The sequence below is a fragment of the Cytobacillus sp. BC1816 genome (genome assembly GCF_051353635.1).
Lineage (GTDB): Bacteria > Bacillota > Bacilli > Bacillales > Cytobacillaceae > Cytobacillus > Cytobacillus oceanisediminis_C.
The window spans coordinates 1798549-1824792 of the sequence record NZ_CP195611.1 but is presented as its reverse complement, the minus strand read 5'-3'; the positions used below and the strand labels follow the sequence as shown (position 1 = coordinate 1824792).

General features: G+C 42.4%; 22 protein-coding genes. All 22 read right to left on the bottom strand.

Going from position 1 to position 26244, the window contains the following annotated elements:
• Window positions 1–194: 194 nt before the first annotated feature.
• The 22 genes from trmD to plsX all read right to left on the bottom strand — a co-directional run bounded on the left by trmD (window position 195) and on the right by plsX (window position 26232).
• Window positions 195–932: a tRNA (guanosine(37)-N1)-methyltransferase TrmD gene (trmD, locus tag ACR42H_RS09575; protein WP_113882146.1), complete on the bottom strand. Its 738-nt coding sequence runs from the start codon at window positions 930–932 to the stop codon at window positions 195–197.
• Window positions 932–1453, bottom strand: coding sequence for a ribosome maturation factor RimM (gene rimM, locus ACR42H_RS09570; RefSeq protein WP_113881924.1), 522 nt, complete (start codon window positions 1451–1453; stop codon window positions 932–934). Before rimM ends, trmD begins: the two co-directional genes overlap by 1 nt.
• A gap of 12 nt (window positions 1454–1465) precedes the next feature.
• Complete coding sequence (locus tag ACR42H_RS09565) at window positions 1466–1852, bottom strand: YlqD family protein (protein WP_113881923.1); 387 nt, start codon at window positions 1850–1852, stop codon at window positions 1466–1468.
• Between the two features lie 339 nt (window positions 1853–2191).
• Entirely contained in the window at window positions 2192–2422 is a 231-nt protein-coding gene (locus ACR42H_RS09560; protein ID WP_436375751.1) for a KH domain-containing protein, read from the bottom strand.
• A gap of 11 nt (window positions 2423–2433) precedes the next feature.
• Complete coding sequence (rpsP, locus tag ACR42H_RS09555; protein ID WP_009330784.1) at window positions 2434–2706, bottom strand: 30S ribosomal protein S16; 273 nt, start codon at window positions 2704–2706, stop codon at window positions 2434–2436.
• 110 nt (window positions 2707–2816) lie between these two features.
• Window positions 2817–4169, bottom strand: a complete 1353-nt coding sequence (ffh, locus tag ACR42H_RS09550) for a signal recognition particle protein (protein ID WP_113881922.1) — start codon at window positions 4167–4169, stop codon at window positions 2817–2819.
• A 12-nt stretch (window positions 4170–4181) separates the two neighbouring features.
• A complete protein-coding gene (locus ACR42H_RS09545; RefSeq protein ID WP_009330786.1) occupies window positions 4182–4514 on the bottom strand; it encodes a putative DNA-binding protein in 333 nt (110 codons plus the stop codon).
• A gap of 168 nt (window positions 4515–4682) precedes the next feature.
• Window positions 4683–7466 (bottom strand): VWA domain-containing protein, encoded by a 2784-nt coding sequence (locus ACR42H_RS09540; RefSeq protein WP_436375748.1) that lies wholly within the window; start codon window positions 7464–7466, stop codon window positions 4683–4685.
• A complete protein-coding gene (locus ACR42H_RS09535) occupies window positions 7450–9222 on the bottom strand; it encodes a vWA domain-containing protein (protein ID WP_436375746.1) in 1773 nt (590 codons plus the stop codon). The genes ACR42H_RS09540 and ACR42H_RS09535 overlap by 17 nt, the downstream gene beginning before the upstream one ends.
• A 7-nt stretch (window positions 9223–9229) precedes the next feature.
• The gene (locus ACR42H_RS09530; protein ID WP_436375744.1) at window positions 9230–10096 is read right to left on the bottom strand and encodes a DUF58 domain-containing protein; all 867 of its coding nucleotides are present in this window, start codon (window positions 10094–10096) and stop codon (window positions 9230–9232) included.
• Window positions 10096–11100, bottom strand: coding sequence for an AAA family ATPase (locus ACR42H_RS09525; protein WP_113881918.1), 1005 nt, complete (start codon window positions 11098–11100; stop codon window positions 10096–10098). Before ACR42H_RS09525 ends, ACR42H_RS09530 begins: the two co-directional genes overlap by 1 nt.
• 5 nt (window positions 11101–11105) lie before the next feature.
• Window positions 11106–12692 (bottom strand): coiled-coil domain-containing protein, encoded by a 1587-nt coding sequence (locus tag ACR42H_RS09520; protein ID WP_436375742.1) that lies wholly within the window; start codon window positions 12690–12692, stop codon window positions 11106–11108.
• Window positions 12693–12747: 55 nt separating this feature from the next.
• Window positions 12748–13596, bottom strand: coding sequence for an ABC transporter permease (locus ACR42H_RS09515; RefSeq protein WP_113881916.1), 849 nt, complete (start codon window positions 13594–13596; stop codon window positions 12748–12750).
• On the bottom strand, window positions 13593–14528 hold the full coding sequence (locus ACR42H_RS09510) for an ABC transporter ATP-binding protein (RefSeq protein WP_009330794.1): 936 nt from the start codon (window positions 14526–14528) through the stop codon (window positions 13593–13595). The genes ACR42H_RS09515 and ACR42H_RS09510 overlap by 4 nt, the downstream gene beginning before the upstream one ends.
• A complete protein-coding gene (locus ACR42H_RS09505) occupies window positions 14525–16900 on the bottom strand; it encodes a hypothetical protein (RefSeq protein ID WP_113881915.1) in 2376 nt (791 codons plus the stop codon). Before ACR42H_RS09505 ends, ACR42H_RS09510 begins: the two co-directional genes overlap by 4 nt.
• Window positions 16901–17191: 291 nt before the next feature.
• Window positions 17192–18196 (bottom strand): signal recognition particle-docking protein FtsY, encoded by a 1005-nt coding sequence (ftsY, locus tag ACR42H_RS09500; RefSeq protein ID WP_113881914.1) that lies wholly within the window; start codon window positions 18194–18196, stop codon window positions 17192–17194.
• A gap of 72 nt (window positions 18197–18268) precedes the next feature.
• Window positions 18269–21835, bottom strand: a complete 3567-nt coding sequence (smc, locus tag ACR42H_RS09495; RefSeq protein WP_436375738.1) for a chromosome segregation protein SMC — start codon at window positions 21833–21835, stop codon at window positions 18269–18271.
• 43 nt (window positions 21836–21878) lie between these two features.
• Window positions 21879–22619, bottom strand: a complete 741-nt coding sequence (gene rnc / locus ACR42H_RS09490) for a ribonuclease III (protein ID WP_113881912.1) — start codon at window positions 22617–22619, stop codon at window positions 21879–21881.
• Window positions 22620–23189: 570 nt separating this feature from the next.
• Window positions 23190–23423: an acyl carrier protein gene (locus tag ACR42H_RS09485; protein WP_009330799.1), complete on the bottom strand. Its 234-nt coding sequence runs from the start codon at window positions 23421–23423 to the stop codon at window positions 23190–23192.
• Between the two features lie 90 nt (window positions 23424–23513).
• Entirely contained in the window at window positions 23514–24257 is a 744-nt protein-coding gene (fabG, locus tag ACR42H_RS09480; protein WP_436375736.1) for a 3-oxoacyl-[acyl-carrier-protein] reductase, read from the bottom strand.
• Entirely contained in the window at window positions 24254–25201 is a 948-nt protein-coding gene (gene fabD, locus ACR42H_RS09475) for an ACP S-malonyltransferase (protein ID WP_436375733.1), read from the bottom strand. Before fabD ends, fabG begins: the two co-directional genes overlap by 4 nt.
• A 26-nt stretch (window positions 25202–25227) precedes the next feature.
• Entirely contained in the window at window positions 25228–26232 is a 1005-nt protein-coding gene (plsX, locus tag ACR42H_RS09470) for a phosphate acyltransferase PlsX (RefSeq protein WP_436375732.1), read from the bottom strand.
• Between the last annotated feature and the right edge of the window lie 12 nt (window positions 26233–26244).

The following is a 26244-nucleotide window of genomic DNA, read 5'->3' as shown; positions in this document are numbered from 1 at the left end:
TCACAAAAAGTATCATACCATACTTGGACGGCAACTTCAATGTTATTTATCTTCTTTTTTTAAGATCAGAGTAGATCTTTGAACTTCGATAACTGCCCAGCTCCACAAGGAACTCTTAGACAGCATCATCATCGCACGACTAAAAGCGTTAGCTTTTCGGAAGAGCGCCTATTCCCTCTAGATGTCGGGGGTGATTAACGCGATTCCGCTTTTATTTCTTCTAGCCATTTTTGCTGTTCTTTTGTTAACTCTGCATCCTCAAGAAGATCAGGACGCCTTAAATACGTCCTTCTCAAGGATTCTTTGGCTCGCCACTCGTCGACAAGGCGATGATTCCCCGAGATGAGGACATCCGGCACTTTAATACCCCTGAAATCCGCTGGACGGGTGTAATGAGGGTGTTCAAGAAAACCTGTGCTGAAAGAGTCCTTCATGTGCGATTCTTCGTTGCCCAATACACCTGGCAGCAAACGGACAACACTATCGATTACCACCATGGCTCCAAGCTCTCCTCCAGTCAGCACAAAATCACCAATCGAAATTTCATCGGTTACCACATGTTCCCGTATTCTTTCATCATACCCCTCGTAATGTCCGCAAACAAAAATCAGGTGATCCATTTCAGCAAGCTCTTCAGCTTTCTTCTGCGTAAAGCGTTCTCCTTGAGGACACAGGAGAATAACCCTCGGAGACGCCCCGCTTTTACTTTGAAGATCATCTACAGCATCAAATATGGGCTGCGGTTTTAAAACCATTCCCGCCCCTCCGCCATATGGATAATCATCTACTGTTTTGTGCTTATTGTCGGCATATTCCCTAAAGTTGACCACGTTGTATTTCACTGCTTCATTTTCAGCCGCTTTTTTTAGGATGGAATGCCCAAAAACGCCTTCAAACATTTCAGGAAACAGAGTGAGCACATCAATATTCATCATGAAAGCAATCCTTCTATCGCATTAATTTTCACAAGTTTGTCTTCCACATTAACTTCCTTAACAACATCTTCAATATACGGGATCAGTATTTCCTTCCCGCCTTTTGCTTTAATTACCCATACATCATTTGCTCCAGGAGATAGAATTTCCTTGATTTTACCTACTTCCGCTCCATCAAGCGTTTCAACAGTACACCCTATGATTTCATGGTAGTAAAATTCATCTTCTTCAAGATCGCCTAACTGATCTTCTGAAATTTTAAGGATGCCGCCCTTCATTTTTTCAATCTCATTAATATTTTCGTATCCTTCAAAGGTAAGCAAATCGAATGATTTATGGGTACGGTGAGTTTTCACTGTCAGCTCAATTGGATCACCTTTTGTGTCAGGCATGAACAAATAAAGTTTATTTCCCGGCTTATACCTTTCTTCTGCAAAGTCTGTTTTGGAAATGACTCTTGCTTCCCCTTTTATGCCATGGGTGTTCACGATTTTTCCTACGTTGAACCATTTCTGCATGTATTATCACCTCTAGCGTATTTCATCAACAATTCCATCTCTTATGATGATGGTTTTCCCTTTTTCTATGTCTTCCCATCGGGTACCCTTTTGAACCTCAATAATCGCCTGGACTTCTTTTTCTTTTAATTCGCTTCCTAATGGTAGCATATGTAATTGTTCTATTTGAAAATCGAGCAGCTGGACTTTTTCCTGCCTCATTTGAATTTCCTTTTCAAAATGCTTTTTAAGACTGGCCGGATGCAGTTTTTTGGTTTTTTCCTGTTTTTTCAGTTCAAACTTCAGCTGATCACTTTCTTTCTGCAGCTGTTTTTTTTTGGCCATATAGCCTTCCAGCAGTTCTTTCTTGCTGTTCTCTGTAAGCACCTGCTTAACTGTAACCGATTGAATGATGTGCATGTACAGCGCCTCCCAAATTTGATCCGATTAAAAAACTGCTTTACTGACTGCTGTCAAATTCTTAGTTGGCGATGTCTATATTTTAACTTTTCTCGTGAAATGCTGTGTTACTTATATATTCTGCCCGTTGATTTCAGCACGGATCACTTGCTATTCGCGGGAAGTGAGGGTAATGCGGCAGCATTTTCGAGGATCAAATGCCCTCCGCTCCAATCAACTCAGCATATGAAACAGTTTTAACAGAGGACAATAAAGTTCAAACAGCAGGATTTTTTAGATTGTAAAAAAAGGAGGGGAAGCCCCTCCTTTTTTGGTAATACCCTGCTCAGTGCAGGATAATTATTCGATGATCTCTAAAAAGATCTTCTTTTGTTCTGATGAACCTGATGCATAGACAACGGTCCGTATTGCTTTCGCAACGCGCCCTTGCTTCCCAATTACTTTCCCCATGTCATTCTTGTTGACGGAAAGCTGATAGGTTACGCGCTGATCCTCTTCTTGGACATTCACTTGAACATCTTCCGGAAAATCAACAAGGGGCTTAACAATCGTTTCGATAAGCTCTTTCATCTTATAATGAATTACTTACCGTTTTTAGCGTTATGGAATTTCTCCATAATGCCTTGCTTAGAGAAAAGGTTGCGTACTGTATCAGATGGCTTAGCACCTGTCTGAAGCCATTTAAGAGCCAACTCTTCATTGATTTCAACGATCGCTGGTTGAGCAACCGGGTTGTAAGTTCCTACTGTTTCAATGAAACGTCCGTCACGAGGAGAACGAGAATCAGCTACAACAATACGATAGAAAGGGTTTTTGTGAGCACCCATACGCTTTAAACGAATTTTTACTGCCATTTTAAATAAGCACCTCCGAATAGTTTCACACAAGATAGTATAATATCAGATAGTCAATTAGTTTGTAAAGGTTTTTTTCTTTACATCTTATGAAAAGCTTTGCTGACAGCTTAAAAAGGGTTAAAAGGAAGCTTAAATCCGCCTTTTTTCTTGCCTTTTTGCTGCATGCCAGCCATTTGCTTCATCATCTTTTTCATGTCTTCAAATTGCTTCAGCAGACGGTTAACTTCAGGCACGGTTCTTCCGCTTCCCTTGGCAATCCGTTTGCGGCGGCTTGCATTGATGATTTCAGGATGAATTTTCTCTTCCTTCGTCATCGATTTAATAATCGCTTCAACATGAGTGATTTGCTTCTCGTCGATTTGAATATTATTCAAGCCTTTGATTTTGTTTGCACCAGGCATCATTTTCAGCAGCTCATCAAGCGGTCCCATGCTGCGGACCTGACCAAGCTGATCCAAAAAATCATCGAATGTGAAAGAAGCCGTGCGCATCTTCTGCTCAAGCTCTTTTGCCTTTTCTTCATCCACATTGGCCTGTGCTTTTTCAATTAGGGATAGGACATCTCCCATACCTAATATACGAGACGCCATCCGTTCTGGATGGAACGCTTCAAGCGCATCCAGTTTTTCGCCAAGACCGACGAATTTAATCGGCGTGTTTGTTACGGATCTAATGGATAGAGCCGCACCGCCTCGAGTATCGCCATCCAGCTTCGTCAGGACAACTCCAGTAAGACCCAGCAGATCATTGAAGCTTTGCGCTACATTCACCGCATCTTGACCAGTCATGGCGTCTACAACAAGGAAAATTTCATCTGGATTGGAAAGCTCTTTGATTTGCTTTAGCTCATCCATTAAGGCTTCATCTACATGCAGCCTTCCTGCTGTATCGATCAGAACATAATCATGATGATCCTCTTTTGCCTTTGCGATTGCCTGTTTTGCAATTTCAACAGGGCTGACTTGATCACCAAGGGAGAAGACGGGCATATTAAGCTGTTTGCCAAGTGTTTCGAGCTGTTTAATCGCAGCAGGGCGGTAAATATCTGCAGCAACCAGCATCGGATTGCGGTTATACTTTTTGCGGAGCAGGTTTGCAAGCTTTCCGGTTGTAGTCGTTTTACCGGCACCCTGAAGACCGACCATCATAATGACTGTCGGGGGGCGATTGGAAACAGCAATTTTGCTTTGCTCTCCGCCCATAAGTTCCGTTAATTCTTCTTTAACAACCTTAATGACCTGCTGTCCTGGGGTCAGGCTCTTTAATACTTCCTGTCCGACAGCACGTTCGCTGACTTTTTTGACAAACTCTTTGACCACTTTGAAGTTTACGTCCGCTTCCAAAAGGGCGAGACGGACTTCGCGCATCATTTCTTTTACATCCGCTTCATTGATTTTGCCTTTTCCGCGGATTTTCTGAATTGTATTTTGCAGTCGGTCGGCCAATCCTTCAAATGCCATATATGCCGCCTCCTAATCTAATTTCTCAAGCTCTGCCACTGCTTCTTCCAATGCTTCCCGGGAAGGTGAGCCTTCCTGAAGCATCACTTTTATTTCTGCAATCAGCTTGCTGCGCTCTTGAAATTTATGAAATAATAATAGCTTTTCTTCATACTCTTCAAGCATTGCTTCTGTTCTTTTAATGTTGTCATATACCGCTTGCCGGCTAACATCATATTCCTCGGCAATCTCTCCAAGAGAAAAATCATCCAGGTAGTACAGGGACATATAGCTTCTCTGCTTAGGAGTTAACAACGATTGATAGAAATCATATAGGTAGTTCATCCTCGTTGTTTTTTCGAGCATCCCTATCCCTCCTTGTTAAGTGAAAAGCCTTTACAAAGTAAGTTTACATAGAAGTTCTTAGCATGTCAAGAAAATACCTTTACAGCATTGGCAATTCTTATTTCCGGATGAAAGCTTCAGGAAAAAATTAAGCTGGCACCCAATCTGATTTTACTTATTTTACTTATTTTACTTATTTTTCCTATTTTTCGCATCCAGCAGCCTTTTCATTCGTTCTTCTCTTTCTTTCAGCGGGGATTCTGCTCCAGGCTTCGGCCGGTTTGGTTTTTTCTTTTCTTTTGTTTTTTCCGTTGTTTCTTTTACAGAAGTTCCCGCTTGAAGTTTACCAGGCATCTGCACGGAAGAAGATTGTTTTTCCCTGTAAGCTTTAAGGTTTTGAATTTTCATAGGCGCCTCAGGCTTTTCCTTTTTATTTCTGTTTTTCTTCAAAATTCTCGAAGTGAGAGCAGCTAAGCCAAAGCGCCTTACAGCGATTTCTGAAAAAAAGATCAGGAATGCGGCGAGAAGCAGCCATTCGCTGATTGGCTGTTTGGTGCTGGCTGGTTTTTTCAGGGGCCGGAAAGCTTCTTCTCCAGTTTCCAGCTCCTTGCCTCCAGTCATTTTTGAGAGTGACTCCAAATGCTCTTTATTTGTTCCCTTTTGCAAATACTCTTCTGAATAGGGAATAGTAAAACCAGTCTGATGAACCTGTATATTCCCATTTTGATCTGTCTGTTTAATATTTAAAAAAAACATTCCTGCACTTTCCGGCATTGCCGCCTCATATTTACCTGGAGCAGTGAGTCTAATATTGGTTTCTATCTGTTCGCCCGTTTCCGACACAATGGATGCCTCAATCGGCAAAGACTTGCTTGCTGCAGACTCCAGGCTGAGCACTGTATTGCCATCCTTATTCTCAACAGCAACCCTGTAAGGTTCACTTTCATATTGCGGCAGGGTTTTAGTGACAAGCTGATTAATAAATGATGGCCACTTTTCCCAGCGGGCCCAATCTCCTGACCATTTGCCTGAGGAGTCAGATGTAAAGGCAGCTGCCCGCCCCATTCCGTATTGCCATTCAGAAAGTACAGGATCTTCTTTTTCACTTAACAGCGGCACCTGTGCTCGCGGCTTGGCCGTAGCAGCTATATAGGCATTCATTTCTGGAACACCTTTTTCAAAGAGTGAGGACCAGTCAGGGTAGGGCTGAACACTAGGATAGAATGGATTGTCTTCTATATAGGTTCTCGTAGCCATTACGGTTTCGCGTGATAATATGCTTGGAATGACGGAAGAGTCAGTAACATCATAAAAACGCCCTGACCCCATTCCCGCAAGATCTTCAAGCAGCCCCCTGTCAGCATCCTGACCAAGTGCAACAGTTGATAGAGTGATATTCTTTTCTTTCCCGCTTTCGATTAAAAGCTCATAGTCCCCATTTGTGGCAGATTGGCCATCTGTCAGCAAAATAATATGCTTCCTCTGAAGCTGCAATTCTTCAAGCTCACTGTAGGCTTGTTCCAGAGAAGTAAAGATTTCTGTCCCTCCGCCTGGTGTAATAGATCTGATTTTTTCAATTGCCTTCTTTTTATCCTTGAGAGGCTTGGTTTCAAGGATTTCCCATGGCCGGTCATCAAATGCTATGAATCCGAGTGTATCTTCTTCACGCAGCAGTTCCACTGAACGGGCAGCCGCCTCTTTCGCCAATTCAATTTTATTCCCGGCCATGCTTCCAGAGCGGTCCATAACTAATACCAGGCCTAAGGAAGGCATTTCTTTTTTGCCCTTGATATCCATATCTACCGGAAGCAATTTCTCAATCGGAGTTTTAAAATAGCCCCCCAGCCCGAAGCTTTCTTCACCGCCGAACATAATAAAACCGGTGCCGAATTCCTTAACTGCCTTCTCCATCAATGTCATTTGGTGCTCTGAGATAACTGTTGCAGGAACATTATTAAAAATAATCGACTGATATTGCAAATACCCTGAGAGAACGGTTGGAAGCTTCTCTGGAAGAACCGTGTCTGTCTCGAGGCCTGAACCTATTAACAAATTCGCAATATCACCCGCGTCCTCCCCTTGTACGATCAGGACCTTAGGGGTTCCCTTAACATTAACAACCGAGTGGAGTGTATTGTTTTCAGAGAAGGCATCCTGGTCAGCAGCTATCTCTGCTTTATATACCGTTAACCCTGCAGTATCTGCTTTGTGAGTAAAGGTATATACATTTTTCCCTTCATTCACTTGAACGGTTTTCTTTAAAACCTCTTTATGATTTACAGATAATCTGATATCAGCTTCTTTGGCAGTATTACTGGTAACTTCAATTGTAATCGGAGCCTCTTCTCCTAAATAAAGTGATGGGGGCATCTTTAAGTCTGAAATTGATACATCGTCACCTGCTGCTGTTCTTAATGTTACATGGTCAATCTCGATATTTCGATTCTTTAGAACTGAGGCTGCCTCCAGGCTTTTGCCTGCTGTTTCATTTCCGTCCGACATCAAGACAATTCTGCCAGAGGAATCCCTCGGAATGAGTGAAGCGGCAAATTGCAGGCCTGCTTCCAGATTCGATTGAGAATCCTCTGCTTTCCCGTTAAATTCGGTAACAGCTTCAAGGTTCCTGCCCAAATTCTGTTCAAGCACTACATTTTTGCCAAAGGCTGCCACCGCAAATTGATCCTCACTTTTCCTGTGGCTGGAACTGTTTTCTATCCAGGCTAGTGCTTCCTCATCTGCACCAATGCTTGCAGAGCGGTCTGCCAGATATACGACGGTCTGCCCCTTAATCGGAAGGAGGAACTGTGGGACGGTCAGTGCAAAAATTAACAATGAGAAAATGACCAGTCTTAGACTCGCAATCAAAAATTTCCCATTTTCTTTTCCCCTGTGATTTCGAATATACAAAAAGACCATAATGACAGCAGGAATCAGGAGCAGAAACAGGAAGGGATATTTAACCTCGATGCCCACGGCGAAATACCTCCCATTCGATAGCAATCAGTATAAAAGCAATTAATGCCAGCCAGAACCAGAGGCTTTCGTTGGGCCTTTGTATCATGCTGTTTTTTTCAGAAGATTTTTCATTCAATGTGAAAGATTCTCCTATTCCTGCATTTTTCTCCCTTTCATCCAGAAGGACAGAAAAATAATAAATTTGATTTCCTGATACCGCCTGGTAAGTTCCGGGAATCACAGGAGCTTTAAAGTTTTCTTTGTTTAAATCAAGGGAGTAAAGATTTTCGTCTTTATTATTGAAAATCTCCCAGCCACCATTTCCTGTGCCAATATTTATCCATCTCTCTTCTCCTGCGTTGAAATATCCGAGGAAATCTGATTGCTGGGATAACCAATGATAAGAGTTATACAAAAAGATTGGAAAACCTGGCAGGAGTGGCCAATCTGTGTCGGATAGATCGAAATTGACAATAATAATTGGCAGACCATTCTGCATTCCCCTCTGAATTAAGGGAATGTCTCCACTTTTTAAAACAGTCTCCCATTCCCCTTTCAATGCAGCGGAAGCGGAACTGATATACACACGCTCAAAGTCTGCATATTCAAATAAAGGATCCTTATCCCCTGAAATTGCCTCTTTAAGTATTGTTTTTTCCTTGCCTGTGTTAAAAAAGATCGTTGGCAGTTCAGGAAGTTCCGATAATGTGCTTCCTTCTGCTACAACCACACCCTTCATTTCAAAACCTTTGAGAGCAGCTGGGTCTGTCTGCAGCAATTCGGCTCCTATGGTTTGAAAGCCCTTCACCGCAAACGGATTTACATCCCCCATTGTGTAAACTTTTGGTTTTGGGTCTGTGTAAATAGAGGCTGCGAAATTATCTGCACTGTAGCCGTCATTAATGGAGATGGATGCCTCATAATATGGTTTTTCAGGCAGGTTTTTAATTTGGACGGTTGTTTGTTCATTTGCTTTCAATGATAAATTTTGTTCAAACAAAACTTCATTCTCAAATTGGACGGTAAAACCTGTTTCTATCTTTCCGGCAGACTGGTTTTCTATCACCGCAATGGCTGAGATTCCATCACCAGCTGCAGCAGTCCCAAACGATTGGAGCGAGACGTTCCTTGCATCCTCTCCAATATTATGTACAACAGTGTATAAACCAGCCAGATCCTCCATTAAATCATTCTTCACAGCCGAATCTGAAAAAATATGAAGAGCTGTGTCTTTTCCAGAAGATAAGGAACCTGCCAATAAGAGGGCTTTATCCATATTTTCATGTTCATAAGTAAGATTCAGCCCATCAATGGTTCTGCGAATGGCATTTGGATCATCTTCACGGCTTAATAGGATCTCATTTTTCTCTCCTGCTTTAATCAAGGTTACCTGCTGACCATTAAGCTTGCCGGCAAGTTCAAGCATTTCCTCTTTTGCCATCTCAAAACGGCTCTTTCCTCCGCGTTCAGCCGACATAGAGGCGGATGGGTCTATAATGATGATTAAATGTTCTCCTTTTAAAGAATCTTCAAGCCAAAATGGGCGCACAAGGGCCAGCATCAATAAGATCAGAGCCAATAATTGCAGCCAAAATAATAGATTCTGCTGAAGCTTTTTCAGCCAAGGGGAAGCCTGCCATTCGTTCAGCACCTGCTCCCAGAGCAGATTGGATGAAACGGTCTTTTCCGTGTATTGCTTCCGAAAGAAATAAAATAGGATAACTGCTCCTATGAAAATGGCTAATATAAAATAGATAGGATTTAAAAATTGCATTGTATCCTCACCTGACCAGCCCCTTCGCATACAGATCCCTGAAAAGAACGGTCTGAAGATCTCTTGTTTCCGGGGCATAGATATACTGGCCGCCATACCGTTTGCATAAAGTCTCAAGCTGTTCATTATGTTCTTTTAGGCGCTTTTCATATTCAGCTAATACGGAAGGGCTCATGCTGACATTTACTGCAGTCCCTATCTCACTATCAATCAACTTTATATCTCCAGAATATGCAGGAGTCAGTTCTTCATCTGCCTGCACCTGAAATAGCCAGAACTCCTGTTTTAACCCCCTGAGCTTCCTAAAAAGGTTTTCCCATTCCTGGAGAGGCTCAAAGCCATCCGCTATTAATACAGCAAGCTGCTGATGTTTAGAAAGAGTTTCTTTCAGACAGCCCAGAAAGTTTGTGGACAGAGCTGCAGGTTCAATTTTTTGGATTTCCATGAACGTTCGCCTGCTGTAAACAGAGCCTTTCCTCTTGATAGGCTGTACTCCTGCAGAAGAAACAGCTGAAAAGAAAAGCCGGTCTTCACTTGAAAGCACCATAAAGCTCAAAGCTGATGCCAGCGCTTTGGCATATTCCCATTTCTGCTGGATTTTTGTCATTGATGACGTTGCATCCAGGTAAACTGCAATAGAAAGCTCCTGCTCATCCAGGAAGCGTTTGATATAATGTTTTTGTGTTCTGCCATAGACATTCCAATCTATTTGTCTAATATCGTCACCAGGCTGATAGGCCCTGAAATCAGAGAATTCCATGGAAGATCCGAATTTATGGGATTGCCTGGAGCCTGAATGAAATCCTCTTTTCCTTGTCTTTGCAGCAATCTTTCGTTTTTGAAGCTTTCCAAGAAAAGCATGATGGATGTTCATCAGCTCTTAGCTCCCCAGGAAGTTTCGTTTAACATAGCTTCAATAATCGAATCCGCTGAAATACCCGCTGCCTCTCCCTCAAAGTTCAAAATAAGACGATGCCGCAAAACCGGAAAGGCAACGTTTTTAATGTCTCCTATTGATACATGGAATCGACCGGAGCACATGGCTCTTGCTTTTGCCATACTTATCAGACTCTGAAGGCCGCGTGGACCGCTGCCATATTGGACGTGCTTTTTCACTGTTTCTGGTGCCCCCTCTGAATCCGGGTGCGTGGCAGTGATCATCCAAACGGCATAATCCAGGATTTCATCTGATAGGAGAATTTCTCTCGAAAGCTCCTGTAGAGCAATGACATCCTTCAATCCAGCAGCTTTATTTATATGGATTTTTTGCGTCCCCGTAGTCCTCCGGGCAATTTCTTTTAATTCTTCTTTCGTCGGATACACAACATTCACCTTGCATAAAAACCGGTCCGTTTGTGCTTCCGGCAGGGGATAAGTCCCTTCCATATCAATTGGGTTTTGAGTTGCGAGTACAAAAAATGGCTTTTCCATCTTTTTGGTTTCGCCCATAATAGTGACCGTTTTTTCTCCCATTGCCTCGAGCAGGGCACTTTGTGTTTTTGGTGTTGCCCTGTTAATTTCATCTGCAAGGATGATGTTGGCAAAAATGGGTCCTTTATGAAAACTGAATGTTTGCCTGCCAGCCTCATCAGGCTGAAGCAGCATGGTTCCAGTTATATCGGATGGCATAATATCAGGGGTGAATTGAATGCGTGAAAATTTAAGATCAAGTACTTCAGCAATGGTTTTAATCAGCATAGTTTTACCCAGCCCTGGCAAACCTTCAAGCAAAACATGTCCTCCTGAGAATATGCTCCATAGTACATGTTCGACCACTTCTTCCTGGCCGACTATAAATAATTGAATTTCATCTTTTACTCTTGCTATAATATCTGCTGCTTGTGCGAATTGCTGTTCTTTTTCCTGTATTACCGACATCACAGTCACTCCTTGTCAGGATCTATACTAGTAAAATAATTTTTAACGATTTCCTCTAAATCAGCCGGAAGCTTATACCGGTCGGTACTTTGTCTGTATGCTTTTTCATAATTCCCAAAAACTTCACTGTACGGTCTGATATTCCCTTTTAAAACAGGACCTTCCCCTTCAAGCTGCTCTCCTGGACTTCCCTGTCCAAGGCTGCCGCTGTCATTTTCAATATTCGTCTTCCCTTCCATGCCAGATGGAATGGTGAGCAGATCCCTGGATCCCTGTCCGAGCCCGGCACCTCCTCCAAGACCGCCGCCCGACCCATTCCCTGAGCCAGCCCCGGTACCAGATCCCGAACCATTTCCTGAGCCCGTTCCATTTCCTGAGCCGCTGCCTGAACCCGATCCGCTGCCATTGCTGCTGTTTGAGCTATTGCCGGCTTGATTTTGATTATTTTGCTGATTTGAATTATTCTGCTGCCCCTGCTGAGGAGTATTGGAGGCGTTTCCTGAACTGCCTGGCTTGCCAGGCGGCGAAAACGCGAGCTGTCCCGGCGGCATTCCATTCGCAGCCATTTGCTGCTGTAATGAAACCCCTGTACTCTGCAGAGCTTCTTGTGCTGCAGCCAGCTGTTTTAAAAGCTCTTCTGATTGCGATGCCTTTTCGAGCTGATCCAGGAGACTTGACAGCTCTTCTTTAGACAACTGTGCATCACTGCCAGTAAGCTCCTTCAAGGCATTTCTTTGATCTTTATTAAGTTCCTTCCTCTGCTTATCAAGCCTTGACAACTCTTCCCTAAAGGAAACCAGATCTTTTTCTTTCAGCATTCGGCTTAATTGTTCTAACCCGCTCTTATCAAGATTATTTTTAACATTTTCCAGGGCTATTGATTTTTCTTTTTCTTTAATTGCTTTTAATTCTAAGCTTTTGGTTTGCTTCTCTAATTCCTTCAAAGCTTCCTCAGCTGACTTTTTTTCTGCAATCTTGTCTTGTGCTTCTTCTAATGCTTTTTTCACTTCAGGATTCTTTTCTTTCTCAGCTTTTTTCTCAAGTTTCTCCTTAGCCTCTTCAACTATCTTGATTTCTTTCTCCTGTTTTAGCGCCAATTCCATTTTTTCGCCGGGAATCATGTATAAGAGCACAGCCAAACCAAGAAAGGGCAAAAACATTAGAAAAGGTTTGGGAAGAATGAAAGTTTTCTTCCTGCCTAAAACAAGATGATGCACCTTTTTCATATGCTTTACTGCATCTGCCAGCTGCAATCTTGCAAGAATGCCATCATCGTGCAGGAAAGAATGGGCTGTAATGACCCTGTCTTCCGCTACAAACGTGTTATACAAAGAGGCAGCCTGGATCATGTCAGGACGCTTCTTCCAAATTCGAAAAGCTGTATAAAGAGCAGACAGAAATAAAATCAAGAAGAGATAGTTTTGCAGAAATGGGATAACCAAAAATCTTGCTGCCATCATAAGAAAAAAGGCCAAGACAGCAGCTGATAAAAGGAACACCTGGAATTCCTTAACTATCAGCTGAAATAGGAGCTGTCTTTTTACCGGTTTTAAAAGTCTAAGATATTGATTGCGGTTTTCCACCGATATCATTCCCTTATTAAAATTTACGGGCAATCCCGTTTTCAGGGATTTGCCCGAATAAATACTAGCCCTTTTTCATATTGGGACGGAGTTTTTTTATGCTCAGCAGAATAGCTCCAATGAAAATCAATGTGTACGAAATTAAGTATGAAATCCATAAAGGAAATTCAATGCCTGTTGATCTGGTAATTTCATTGGTCATTTCCGGCTCAAAGGTGCTCATCAGTATAATGACCGGGTTGAGCATAGCCGGGAAATATGCAAGAGGATTTGTTGGCTGAGTCCCTGAATAGCCATATGCATTGGTTAATTGCATAAAGATCAAAGTCAGGAATGCCGTTCCTCCTGCTAGAAATAAAGTAACCCCATAGGTAGTAACCATCGAGACAATTGTTTTTCTAATGAGCGTTGAAAATAAGACCCCGAGGCTTCCATAAACCAGGATGGTAAATAAATAAAATCCCATTGTTGTAAGCAGCTGACCTGGGGAAATGCCTCCAAATAAAAACACAAAGCTATAAAGAGGCAGACTTGCCGCAATAAGCAAAATCAAATATGAAATGGAAGAGATCAGCTTGCTTAATATAATGCTTGAAGAGCTTTGGGTCGTCGTGAGCATGATATTTAAGGTCTGCCTTTCTCTTTCACTGCTGATAACCCCAGCTGTTAAACCGGGAGTAATAAACAGAATTAAGCCAAGCTGCAATATAGATAAAACCATAAACATTGTTCTGCTCTGATCAGGCTTAAAAAAGCCCTGCATGTTATTTGACAATGATTCTATAAAGATAAAACCAACAATGATAAGCCCTAATGCCAAGAGGTAAAAGAGTACCCCCAGGTAGCTTTTAAAGCTGCGGAAGCGGAGCTTAAACTCTTTATTCAGAACAGGATTTACGACTAAATTCTTCATGTCAGCTCAACTCCCTTTGTAATTTCCATAAAAACATCTTCCAGATCAGTTTCTGCTTCAGCAAAGCTGGTGATCGCTAAATTATTTAAAATGGCTCTTTTCAGCAGTTCAGTTTGTTCTTCAGCGGTCCCTTTATAAATAAATTGAAAAGATGCTCCGTCTTCCAGTAAAGCCAATTTGAAGATATTAGGATCATCCTCAAAGAAAGAAACTGCCTTTTCTGAACTTCCATGAACTTTTACAATGATCAGCCTTTCTCCCCTCAGCTGTGACTGAATATCAGCAACAGACCCCTGAGCCACCAGTTTTCCCTGGTCAATAATGCCGATGGTATCGCACATTTCTGCAAGTTCAGGCAGTATATGTGAGGATATTAAAATCGTTTTGCCCATGCTTTTCAATTCTTTTAATATTTCCCTCATTTCAACCCTTGCTCTTGGGTCAAGTCCTGATGCAGGTTCATCCAGAATCAGCACTTCAGGATCATGGATAAGGCACCTGGCCAGACAGAGACGCTGTTTCATGCCTCTTGATAATAGGTCTACATATGACTCTCTTTTATTTGACAAGTTGACTAAGTCGAGAAGCTGCGGAATCAGCTTCTCACGTTCTGCAAATGGTATGCCGTAACTCGCACCGTAGAAGTGCAGATATTCATCAGCCTTAAGCTGGTCATAAACCCCGAAGAAATCCGGCATATAACCTATCTGCTTTCTCACGAGCTTTGAATCCTTTTGAACATCATACCCGTTTACGTAAGCAGAGCCCGAAGTGGGGGCAAGTAGGGTTGCCAAAATGGAGAATGTTGTGGATTTTCCTGCACCATTCTGTCCGACAAAACCAAATACACTGCCTTTTTCTATATTTAAATTTAAAGAATCAAGTGCTGTAAATTTTCCGTATCTTTTCGATAAATCCATAATTTCGATCATTTTGCCACCTCCCCTTTGATCGTAACAGCCGGCAATTGAACGAAAGGATCTCCCTGAGCCGATTTATTCAGCTTTATAATAAAACGGCCTTCTTTTGAAATAAACTGGGTTAAGTCATCTTTACTTGTCAGCTTTATGCTCCTTTGATCCGGTTCAATCGGCAGCCACTCACCAGTTTTATGGTTTTTTATCGAATACAGTACGTTTTGGCTATTGATCCTTACCGAAATTTCTTCTAATCTATATGTTTTCTCTTTTAGCTGCTTTGGAAGGCTGAGAATATATTCATATTCTCCGTCTTCCAGCATCATTTCTGCATTCGTGCTGCCCATGCCTTTTTCATAAATCTGGCCCTGAATCACATTCCAATCAGCTGCCATCATTCCATCTTTCAGTGTAAAGGATCCGGAGAACTCATTTATGGCCTCAAATGGCTGAAGGATCATATTTGTGTTATTCTGTTTTTCCTTCTTCCCTATCATGGCTACATCAATAATTGATTCTTTTGTTATACCCGCAAGGACTGGCTGAGCAACATCCCCAAGCAGAAATGTAGTGGAGGCGTATTCAAGCTTTTCTCTTCTTAATCTATTTATATCATTTTGACCATTGGCAGGGTATGCCCCGTTTAAAGTTCCTCCATATGGTCTGCTCAGCAGGGTTTGCTTTATGGTTTTATCCACTTTAATTGTCTCATCTTTATTGATTGGCCCTAATTTGATTGCTTCATTGCCTGACCAAATATATAATTCTTCAAAATTATACTCACTCTCGTTTTTGATTGTTCCAGTTAATCTTTTTTCCTTAAGGGTGAGGTCCGCTTTAAACTTCCCATTGATTTCTGTCTGCGCCTTTCCGTAAATCGTTTTGGACGACCAATATTCTACCTCAGGAAAAATAATCTCATTGTTTTTTACCTTTTCAGCCATGATTCCTCCTCTAAGGGGATCAGATGAAGTGGAATTGTTTGAATAAACCACTGCATTAAATTCACCTTTGGGGATTGAGAGGGTATATCCGCCGCTTTTATTTGAAAGCAGGGTTGAAGCCTGATATCCGGTAAGCAGATTGTTATTCACTTTATATATCCCCATCTGGTTCAGCTGCGGCTGAGAAATTCTATCTTTTGCCCCCATTCCAAAGACCGCTGCACCCATTAGTATGGCGATGGAAGGAATGATCCACCAGGAATGCTCCCGTTTATCAAGCTTCCTTAATACAAAATAAAGAACAGGCACTATCAGAATAATATAACCGGCAAAAAGCCCAATAAGCTGCCCAATTGAAAAATTGGATGCAGGAAAGAATTCATTCACTTCTGCAAATTCCCAATACAGCTGGTCCAGGTAATCCTGAGAATATGTGCTGGTTCCAATGCCGGCACCTGATGCCTGATTAATAAAGTCTGCAAACCATGTGTCGTATCCCTCCCATGAAGAAAAAGGCTCATCTCCCAGTGAAAAAGCTGTCTGCAGGATCGTCCCGCTTCCATACTCCTTTTTCACTGCTGCTGGAAGATCCCCGCTTTCAGCAATAACTTCAGCACCGGTATCAATTGGACCAGTAAAGAAGTTGAGTTCTTTAAAATCCGGCTCCTCGCCCTTAGCTGCCTGGAGGAATTTTACTGCACCGGCTGCCTCGTTTTCAGATTTCATTGGCAGCAAAGAATATAGCTCTCCATAGGCACCGCTTGCATCAGGTCCGCCTCCGGCAATCAATGCTCCACCGTTGTAAACCCAGTCCCTTATAGCATGTTGTTGTCTGTCACTAAGCTGGGACATCTTGTATTCATCAATCAGCAAATAATCGAGTGTTTCCAATCCTGTCGCTTCATCCGGCAAATCTTCCTTACTGAGTTCAATCATCGTTTTTGAAGGAAGAGTCCTCAATTCTTTTACACGGTCATAGTTTTCACTGAGAACACCAATTACTTCAGTTGCCATATCGATAAATTTCGGCTTTAAAGTATTTTCGCCTTTAAAACTAACCTTTTTTCCGTCTTTCCAATCTCCTGCATAAAGAGTCAGCAATGGAATGTTCTGATACATGGAAGGGTGGTCCTCTGTCATGCCAGGGATGGAAACCAGGTATTCCTTAGCTGTTCCGGCAGGAAGCTCTACTTTTACAGTAACCGTACCGCTCGTATTGTAGGATGGATGGTAACTTATCAGCAAATCCCCGCTAAATGCCTCTCCTGTATTTTCCATCTTAATCCGCAGAGGAAAGCCTTCTCCTCTTTTCACTTTTCCGCCAAAGCCCTCATCCAGAGAAACTTTGATGTCTGTGCTGGCAGCTTCTGCTGTCTGGAATGGATGAAACATTAACACAAAGCAGAATATAGCCATAATGATCACTTTTAATTTTCCGTGCAACCCAATCTCCCCCATTAAAAATCTTAAGTATCAGCCTTATGTTTTTTTAGGCAGTCTTTATAACTATAAATTATTGCCAGCCTGATGACTTCTTCCATAGTATAGACGCAGCCGGCTGACAAAAAGTTCCTGCTGATAATTATTTAATTAGTTTGCCAGACCTAATTTGAAAGACATTTATTAACATAGTGTAATTTTACACTAAAAAATATAATTTTCAAACTATTTTTACATATTTTAAATTTCATAAAAAACAGCCGGAGAACTCGCTCTCCGGCTGTTTATCAATTTTTATTCTTCCTCTTCTTCTTCTGCTTCTTTTTCGACTATGTCGGCAAAGAGTCCATAGACATACTGTTCTGCATTGAATTCCTGCAGGTCATCCATTTTTTCTCCTAAACCTACAAATTTCACAGGGATTTCAAGTTCATTTCTGATTGCAAGAACGATGCCGCCCTTTGCAGTTCCATCCAGTTTTGTAAGAACTATACCAGAAACATCAGTGGCTTCCTTGAAGGTCTTAGCCTGAATCATGGCATTTTGTCCAGTGGTAGCGTCAAGTACTAGCAATACTTCATGCGGGGCCCCCGGTACTTCCCTTTCTATTACACGCTTTACTTTCTCCAATTCTTTCATCAGATTGACTTTATTCTGCAGGCGTCCCGCAGTGTCACAGATTAAAATATCAGCATTGCGGGACTTGGCAGCTTGAACGGCATCATACATGACAGCCGCAGGGTCAGAGCCAGCTCCCTGCTTAATGACATCAACGCCGACACGTTCTCCCCAAACCTCAAGCTGTTCAATAGCTCCTGCACGGAAGGTATCTCCTGCTGCAAGCAGGACACTTTTTCCTTCATTTTTGAACTTATGGGCAAGTTTTCCGATCGTCGTCGTTTTACCGACTCCGTTCACACCAACAAATAGGATAACAGTTAGTCCCTCAGTCTGAATATTTAATTCTGTGGAGGTTTCGCCTGCGCTGTCATAAATTTCTACAAGCTTCTCTGAGATGACAGCCTGCACATCGCGAGGATCCTGAATATTCTTGCGCTTTACTTCTCTTCTCAGCTCTTCGACCAATTCCATAACAGTGTCAAATCCAACATCCGCCCCAATTAAGATTTCTTCCAGTTCCTCAAAAAATTCCTCATCCACTTTACGGTACCTGGAAACAAGGTCATTTACCTTATTTGAAAAATTATCGCGCGTTTTGGTTAATCCGTCTTTAAACTTTTCAGTAACACTATCTGTCTGCATGGTGATTTTTTCTTTTAGTTTTTTAAAGAAACTCATGTTTTCACTTCCTTATCAAAGCAATATGTATAAGTGCGGAACAGTGTTGTAAGCTGTCCCGCATTAAAGCTGCTATTGAGTAATTAATTCCCTGGTTTCTTCCAGACGTACAGATACCAGTTTGGAAACACCGGATTCCTGCATGGTTACACCGTATAAGACATCCGCTTCTTCCATTGTTCCTTTTCTGTGGGTGATAACGATGAACTGTGTTTCGTCGCTGTATCTCTTTAAGTATTGGCTGAACCTTTGCACATTTGCTTCATCTAAAGCTGCCTCTACTTCATCAAGGATACAGAATGGAACAGGACGGACTTTCAAAATGGAAAATAGCAATGCAATTGCTGTAAGTGCTCTTTCTCCACCAGATAATAATCCGAGGTTCTGCAGTTTCTTGCCTGGAGGCTGTGCGACAATTTCCACACCTGTATTCAATAAATCATCAGGCTGGGTCAATCGTAAATCGGCTCTGCCGCCGCCGAATAAGGATTGGAAAACCGACTCAAAGTGAAAACGGATCCCTTCGAACGTTTCTTCAAATCGCCTTTTCATTTCAACATCCATTTCATCGATAACCTGGAATAACGTATCTTTTGCTTCCTGAAGGTCTGTTTTTTGTTCAAGCAGGAATTCATATCGTTCAGATACTCTGTCATATTCTTCGATTGCTCCGAGGTTCACAGCCCCAAGCTCTTCGATTGCCAGCTTTATGAGTTTTACTTTTTTTCGTGCTTCATCAATCTCAATCTGCAGCGGATATTCCTCTTTAGCACCTTCAAAAGACAGCAGATATTCTTCCCTTAAATGATTCAGCCTATTTTCCAGCTCAACATCCAGCCGGTTCTGCTTAACTTCCTCATCTTTCAAAACTTCTACCAGACCCTTATGCTGGCGTTTTAATTCTTTTGCCTCCAGTTCCAGGTCCTCTAAAGATGTTTGGAGCTTTAAGCGCTCATCCCTTCTTGACACAATTAATTCAAGCGTTTCATTCTTTTCCTTTAATTTTTGCTGTGCCGCCTCTTCCAGATGCTGCTCACCTGAAGAGCTATTCGTCATTTCGGATGAGAGCAGTTCTAAATCTTCTTTTACTGTCTTCAGCTTTTCCCTGTTAACAGCAAGCTCTGAATTTATTGCGGCTAGCTTGTCCTCCGCATGATTCAGCTGCTCACTCTTGGAAGCGTAGCTGATTTTCAGCTCATTTATTTCAGATGCCACAGTTTCCTTTGACGTCTGCTGGGTGTTTTTTCTTTCTGTTAATGCTTTAATTTCATGATCAAGATCAGCTATTTGTTTTTGCTGCTGCTCCAATAGATCTGCCAGCTCACTCTTTCTGATCAGCAGTCTTTCTCTATCTTCCGAAAACTGTGCCTTGTCCATATCATAAAGAGATAGGCGCTCATTAATGCTTTTCTCCTCAAACTCTACTTCCAGAAGGTCTCCTTTCACCTTCTGTTCCATCAAACGAAGCTCTTCACCCGTTTTTCTAAGCTGTTCAATTCGTGTTTCCTGTTTTTGGATTTCATTTTTTTGCAGTTTCACTTGTTTTTCAAGATTAGCTGTTTTGGATTCCATATCCACAATTCGGGATTTCAGCTCTTCAAGTTCACCTTTACGTGAAAGAATTGAAGTGCTTTTCTGTTTTACAGCTCCTCCTGTCATTGATCCTCCGGGATTCACCACATCCCCATCAATTGTAACGAGTCTCACACGGTATTGAAGCAGCTTCGCCAGTTCATTAGCTCCTTTAAGATCCCGGGCAATAACAACATTGCCAAGCAGGTTTTCAATTGCGGGCTGGAACCTCCCGTCAAACTGGATCAGTGAAGCCGCTTCACCAATAAAGGCAGGGTGAACTTGAACCGAGTGCAATTGTCCAGGGTTAAGCTTCTTCCCCTTCACTACACTCAATGGCAGGAAAGTGGCTCTGCCGTATGAATTCTTTTTCAGGAATTGGATGGCACTTCTTCCATCCTGCTCATTCTGTACGATGATATGCTGCATGGCACCGCCAAGAGCAGTTTCAATCGCCGTTTCGTACTCTTTCGGCACCTGAATTAATTCCGCTACCGCTCCTTCAATTCCCTGCAGCTTGGTGCCTCTTGCTTTCAATACTTCCTTTACCCCTTGGAAAAAGCCCGAAAAGTCTTCTTCCATTTCTTCAAGCATTTCCTGCCTGGACTTTGCCTGCTGCAAGTACTGATAAGCCTGATACAATGTTTTTTCCTGCTTTTGATAATTACTCTTTAATGATTCAAGCTTGCGGTCTTCATGGCGGAACACATGTACCTGACTCTCTAATTCATTTTGCAGGTTTTCAAGGTCTGATTGTATCTTTTGTTTTTTCTCTTCGTTTTTCATGCGGTCGGCAATATACTTTTCGTTATCCATTTCAAGTTTAGAACTGCGCTGCCCCTGCTGGTTCAGTTGCTGATCAATATTCTGCAGTTCGTTTCTTGAAGCCGCCTGGCTATTCAGCACTTCAATATAATCACTTTTCAGCGATTCAATTTTTTCTTCCGTATTTTCACTGAAGAGTTTGAGCTGATCCTGCTTTTCCTTTAATGCTTTCTGAAGCTTAACTGCTTCTGTTTTTACTTTCCCCTTAATGGCCGACTGCTTTTCTTCTTGCTCTTTTAACTCAGTTATTTTCATGGAAAGTTCTTCCATGTTTCGATGAAGCTGGTCTTTATTCTGGCTGGCATTTTTCTTTCGCTCTTTTAGGACTTCTTTTCTGCCTTCCAGTTTTTCTAGCTCTTCACTGGCATGAAGGAGGATGTCCTGCAAATCATTTACTGATTCGTCGATTGCGGCAATATGATCCTTTAATTCTTCCATTTTGGCTTCTTTGTTCTGGATAATTGCCGATAACTTCATTTCATCTTCTGTATGCTGCTCAAGCTGACGTGAGAGCTGCTCCCATTTTGAATGCAGTTCCTCTATCTCATAAACTGTAAGGGCAACTTCTATTTTCTCAAGCTCTTCCTTCTGCTGCAGATAATCTTTCGCAATCGAAGCCTGAATTTTTAAAGGCTCTACCTGGCTTTCGAGTTCATGTAGAATATCATTCACCCTGTTTAAATTATCCTGGGTTTCAGAAAGTTTGCCTTCCGCTTTCTTCTTTCTTGTCTTATATTTAAGCACACCAGCCGCTTCTTCGAATATCGTCCGGCGTTCTTCAGCTTTGCTGTTTAGTATTTCCTCTACCCTGCCCTGACTTATTATTGAAAAAGCTTCTCTGCCAAGGCCTGAATCCATAAATAAATCTACTATATCTTTTAATCTGCATGTTTGCTTATTGATTAGGTATTCACTGTCTCCAGATCGGTAGACCCTTCTTGTAACACTGACTTCACTGTATTCGATCGGCAGACCCTGATCGCCGTTATCAAGGGTCAGTGTCACCTCAGCAAAATTCTGCGCTCTCCGGGAATCACTGCCCGCAAAAATGACATCCTCCATTTTCGCGCCGCGAAGGGACTTAGCTGATTGTTCACCCAATACCCAGCGTATGGCATCTGTTATATTGCTTTTTCCGCTTCCATTTGGACCTACAACTGCCGTAACGCCAGGAACAAAATCAACCGTTATCCGCTCAGCAAATGACTTAAATCCAATAACATCAAGCCTTTTTAAAAACAACCCTGCTCCCCCTCTGTCTCCTCCAAGTTTCTATTCTTTGATGTCACTTGATATGATTTTTCAATACTTCAAGGGCCATTTGGGCTGCATGCTGTTCCGCTTCTTTCTTTGATCGGCCATTGCCTGTTCCAAGCTCCCTGCCATTTAGAGAAACAGTGGAAACAAATTCTCGATTGTGGGCTGGCCCTTTTTCATGAAGGATTTTATATTCAATTGCACCTGCACCATCCCGCTGCACAAGTTCCTGCAGCTGGCTCTTGAAATCCATCACATGCGAAAAAGCACCTGAATCAATCTTCGGAAAAACAACTTTCTCCAAAAAACCGACAACCGTATCTAATCCTTTATCCAGGTATAGTGCACCTATAAAGGCTTCAAATACGTCTGCAAGCAGGGCCGGACGGGTTCTTCCTCCTGTCATTTCCTCCCCTTTTCCAAGAAGCACCAGGCTGCCGAAGGACAATGCATGGGCAAATGAGACCAGGGATGGTTCGCAGACAACCGCAGCCCTCAGCTTAGTTAATTCTCCCTCGCTCATCATGGGATATTTTAGGTAAAGGAACTTTGAAACAGTCAGTTCCAGGACAGCGTCACCCAAAAATTCCAGTCTTTCATTGTCTTCATAGGGCTTTCTCCGATGCTCATTCACATAAGATGAATGGGTAAAAGCTTGCTTTAATAATTTTTCATTTTCAAATTGAATTCCGATTTCCGTCTGGAATTCTTTAAATTGTTTTTCGATTGCGCGAAATGATTTTCTATCCTTATCCTTATTGCTGCGCATAATGCATCCACCTTGCTAATATTAATATTCTTTTTATTATTAGGGACATTTCAAAAATATTGATGTTTTAGTTTTTTAACCAAGCCCGTTGATTTTCGCTGCAGGTACTAAAGCTATCCTGCGGGGCAGCCGGGAGCTTCCTCAAACAACACCACACGAAGAAAATGCGGCAGCCTTTTCGAGGATCTCGCACCTTCCGATCCAGTCAACTCAATGAACAATATAGCTAACTGCTCAAATGCCACGAATTTTAAGTAAACTGACATTCATAAAAAGCTTAAATGGCCTTCCCTAAGTTTACGTAATAAACATCAAAAACGCAAAATAACTTCTACTTAAAAAGCCATTTTAAGTTTCATATGGGTACAGCCATCTTCACAGAAGAAAGCCCCGTTATTCAACGGAGCTTTTGCCTAACATATTTACTGTCCACAGCCACCTGCTGCCGGGCGACAGCTTTAGCCATGCTTTCCTTCTATGCAACAGGTAACACCGGACAGTAAACATCTGCTGATAAAAAATGGCTGCAGCGAGGGGTATACCCTCACTGCAGAGTGGTCCAACTAATGATTATTGGCTAGCTTTTATGTAATTTACAGCGTCACCGACTGTTGCGATCTTTTCAGCATCATCGTCAGAAATTTCCATGTCGAACTCGTCTTCTAATTCCATTACTAATTCTACTACGTCAAGGGAATCAGCACCTAGATCATCTTTGAAAGAAGCTTCCAATTTAACTTCAGACTCTTCAACACCCAGACGGTCCACGATGATTTTTGTTACACGTTCTAATACTTCTGCCATGCTTGTCACCTCCCCTCAAGTATTATAGATTATTTTTAGCCTTTATTGAAAGGTTTTATAAAAAATTTTGCATTACAAGCCTGTTACAAACTACATGACCATACCGCCATCAACATGAAGGGTTTGTCCTGTCATATAGCGGCTGTCCTCTGAAGCAAGAAACACTGCCACATTCGCAATATCTGCAGGGTCGCCGAAACGGGCCAAAGGAATTTGCTTAAGCATCTGCTCTTTTACATCCTCGTTCAGCTTGTCAGTCATATCAGTTGTGATAAAGCCTGGTGCAATGGCATTGACCATTATCCCTCTTGTTGCAAGTTCCTTTGCAGAGGTCTTTGTCAGGCCTATAACACCAGATTTGGCAGCGACATAGTTAGCCTGGCCAGGATTGCCGCTGACTCCAACGATGGATGAAATATTGATAATGCGGCCGCTGCGCTGTTTCATCATCTGCCTTGTAACAGCTTTTGTACAAAGGAATACACCTTTCAGGTTAATGTTAATAACATCATCCCATTCGTCTTCCTTCATTCTCATAAGCAGATTGTCCTTCGTAATTCCAGCATTATTAACCAAAATATCAAGCTTGCCAAACTTTTCTACTGTTTCTTTAACCATGCTTGCCACGGAATCACTATTTGACACATCGCATTGGATAGCAAAAGCATTTCTGCCTAATGCTTGTATTTCATCAACCACTTCGTTCGCCCTTGCCTCACTTCCGGAATAGTTAACCGCGATATTTGCACCTTGCTTAGCAAGACCCAAAGCAATTTCTCTTCCGATTCCGCGGGAAGCTCCCGTTACTAAAGCGGCTTTTCCCTCTAGCTTCATCTTAATTCCTCCTTCAAGGATTCTGTAACTGCCTGACAGGATTCAGCATCAGAAACGGCATACGTTTTAAGGGAACGATCTACCTTCTTCACTAAGCCTGACAGTACTTTTCCAGGTCCTATTTCAATAAATGTATCTACTCCAAGCTCTATCATCTTGCGGATTGAATCCTCCCAGAGTACAGGTGAATACAGCTGTTCAATCAATCTGCTGTTGATTTCTGAAGCGGAAGTCATTTCAGAAGCCGTAACATTTGCAATGACAGGAACAACTGCATCTTTGATCTCAATATTGTCCAGGACTTGCCTGAACTTCTCCGCAGCAGGCTTCATTAATTCAGAATGGAAAGGACCGCTTACTTCCAGCGGAAGCACACGCTTGGCACCTTCTTCTTTAGCCTTTGCAGAAGCTTGTTCAACACCTGCCCTTGAACCTGAAATCACAATCTGTCCAGGACAGTTCAAATTTGCGAGCTGAACCGGATTGCCGGCTGCCGTAACCTCTTCTGTGACTGCAGTAAGCTTGTCCCTGTCTAGTCCCAGTACCGCTGCCATTGTTCCCTCACCGTTAGGAACTGCTTCCTCCATGAACTCTCCTCTTTTACGGACAGCATAAACTCCGTCCTCAAAGGATAGTGCTTCCGCTGCAACGAGTGCAGTATACTCTCCAAGGCTGTGGCCAGCCACAAAATCAGGTGTTACACCCGACCTTTTAAAGTAATCGAGGATGGCAATGCCAGTAGTCAACAATGCCGGCTGGGCATTTGTTGTTAGCGTCAATTTTTCCTGAGGCCCTTCAAAAATAAGTTCTGATAGTGAAAAGCCAAGTTTTTGATCAGCACTCTCGAAAAATGATTTTACTTTCTCATCCTGTTCGGCTAAGGCTTTTCCCATTCCTGCAGTCTGTGATCCCTGCCCAGGAAATAAAAAGGCGATTTTACCCATCGTGCTTCCCCCCAAATAAAATAAGTTTATTTAATGGCTGTTTTTTCTGCTTCTTTTTCAACAGCTTCCTTAATCGTTTGAGCGACATTATTTTCTACCATATCCCTAGTCTGTCTGACTGCACTGAATAAAGCAGTAGCATCTGAGGAACCATGAGCCTTAATAACCGGCGCCTTTAATCCGAATAATCCAGCACCGCCGTATTCCGAATAATCCAGCTTGGATTTAAGCTGGTATAAATCAGGCTTTAAAGCTGCTGCTGCCAATTTCGTTTTAAAGCTGCTGGTCAGAGCTGTTTTTAACATTTTAAATACAGAAACAGCAGTACCTTCAATTGTCTTTAGGACCATATTGCCGGTAAAGCCATCTGTCACTACAACATCTGCAGCTCCCTCAAGCAAATCGCGCGCTTCCACATTGCCGATAAAATTGATATCAGCATTCTTCAGCAGGTCGAATGTATTTTTCGCCAGCTCATTGCCTTTTTTCTCTTCAGTTCCGATATTTAGAAGGCCCACTCTAGGATTGGAAACACCCCGGACCTTTTCTGTATATATGGATCCCATAATCGCATATTGAAGAAGATGCTCAGGTTTCGCATCTACATTCGCCCCTACATCCAACAAAAGGAACCCTTCACCGCCTATCGTTGGAAGCGTAGGTGATAATGCCGGGCGTTCGATGCCTTCAATCCTTCCCACCACAAAAAGGCCTGCTGCCATAAGAGCACCCGTGTTTCCTGCAGAAATGCATGCATCCGCTTTACCGTCTGAGACAAGCTGTGCTGCAAGCACCATTGATGCATTTTTCTTTCTGCGTACCGCCCTCACCGGCTCATCATTCGGCGTGATGACTTCATCTGTATGTAAAATCTCAATCCGCTCGTTTGAGGTAAGGTATTCCTTTATTTTTGACTCATCACCAACAAGGGTAATGTGTATATCCTTAAACTCTGCGGCAGCTTTCATTGCGCCAAGGACAATTTCCTTTGGGGCATTGTCGCCTCCCATTGCGTCTATGGCAATTTTCATGATGCTTCATCC

Bases quoted from the DNA above. Each gene is read 5' to 3' on its own strand.
- trmD (WP_113882146.1), bottom strand. From the start codon at position 932: ATGAATATTGATGTGCTCACTCTGTTTCCTGAAATGTTTGAAGGCGTT.
- rimM (WP_113881924.1), bottom strand. From the start codon at position 1,453: ATGCAGAAATGGTTCAACGTAGGAAAAATCGTGAACACCCATGGCATA.
- ACR42H_RS09565 (WP_113881923.1), bottom strand. From the start codon at position 1,852: ATGCACATCATTCAATCGGTTACAGTTAAGCAGGTGCTTACAGAGAAC.
- ACR42H_RS09560 (WP_436375751.1), bottom strand. From the start codon at position 2,422: ATGAAAGAGCTTATCGAAACGATTGTTAAGCCCCTTGTTGATTTTCCG.
- rpsP (WP_009330784.1), bottom strand. From the start codon at position 2,706: ATGGCAGTAAAAATTCGTTTAAAGCGTATGGGTGCTCACAAAAACCCT.
- ffh (WP_113881922.1), bottom strand. From the start codon at position 4,169: ATGGCATTTGAAGGATTGGCCGACCGACTGCAAAATACAATTCAGAAA.
- ACR42H_RS09545 (WP_009330786.1), bottom strand. From the start codon at position 4,514: ATGCTCGAAAAAACAACGAGGATGAACTACCTATATGATTTCTATCAA.
- ACR42H_RS09535 (WP_436375746.1), bottom strand. From the start codon at position 9,222: ATGCAATTTTTAAATCCTATCTATTTTATATTAGCCATTTTCATAGGA.
- ACR42H_RS09530 (WP_436375744.1), bottom strand. From the start codon at position 10,096: ATGAACATCCATCATGCTTTTCTTGGAAAGCTTCAAAAACGAAAGATT.
- ACR42H_RS09525 (WP_113881918.1), bottom strand. From the start codon at position 11,100: ATGTCGGTAATACAGGAAAAAGAACAGCAATTCGCACAAGCAGCAGAT.
- ACR42H_RS09520 (WP_436375742.1), bottom strand. From the start codon at position 12,692: ATGATATCGGTGGAAAACCGCAATCAATATCTTAGACTTTTAAAACCG.
- ACR42H_RS09515 (WP_113881916.1), bottom strand. From the start codon at position 13,596: ATGAAGAATTTAGTCGTAAATCCTGTTCTGAATAAAGAGTTTAAGCTC.
- ACR42H_RS09510 (WP_009330794.1), bottom strand. From the start codon at position 14,528: ATGATCGAAATTATGGATTTATCGAAAAGATACGGAAAATTTACAGCA.
- ftsY (WP_113881914.1), bottom strand. From the start codon at position 18,196: ATGAGTTTCTTTAAAAAACTAAAAGAAAAAATCACCATGCAGACAGAT.
- rnc (WP_113881912.1), bottom strand. From the start codon at position 22,619: ATGCGCAGCAATAAGGATAAGGATAGAAAATCATTTCGCGCAATCGAA.
- ACR42H_RS09485 (WP_009330799.1), bottom strand. From the start codon at position 23,423: ATGGCAGAAGTATTAGAACGTGTAACAAAAATCATCGTGGACCGTCTG.
- fabG (WP_436375736.1), bottom strand. From the start codon at position 24,257: ATGAAGCTAGAGGGAAAAGCCGCTTTAGTAACGGGAGCTTCCCGCGGA.
- fabD (WP_436375733.1), bottom strand. From the start codon at position 25,201: ATGGGTAAAATCGCCTTTTTATTTCCTGGGCAGGGATCACAGACTGCA.
- plsX (WP_436375732.1), bottom strand. From the start codon at position 26,232: ATGAAAATTGCCATAGACGCAATGGGAGGCGACAATGCCCCAAAGGAA.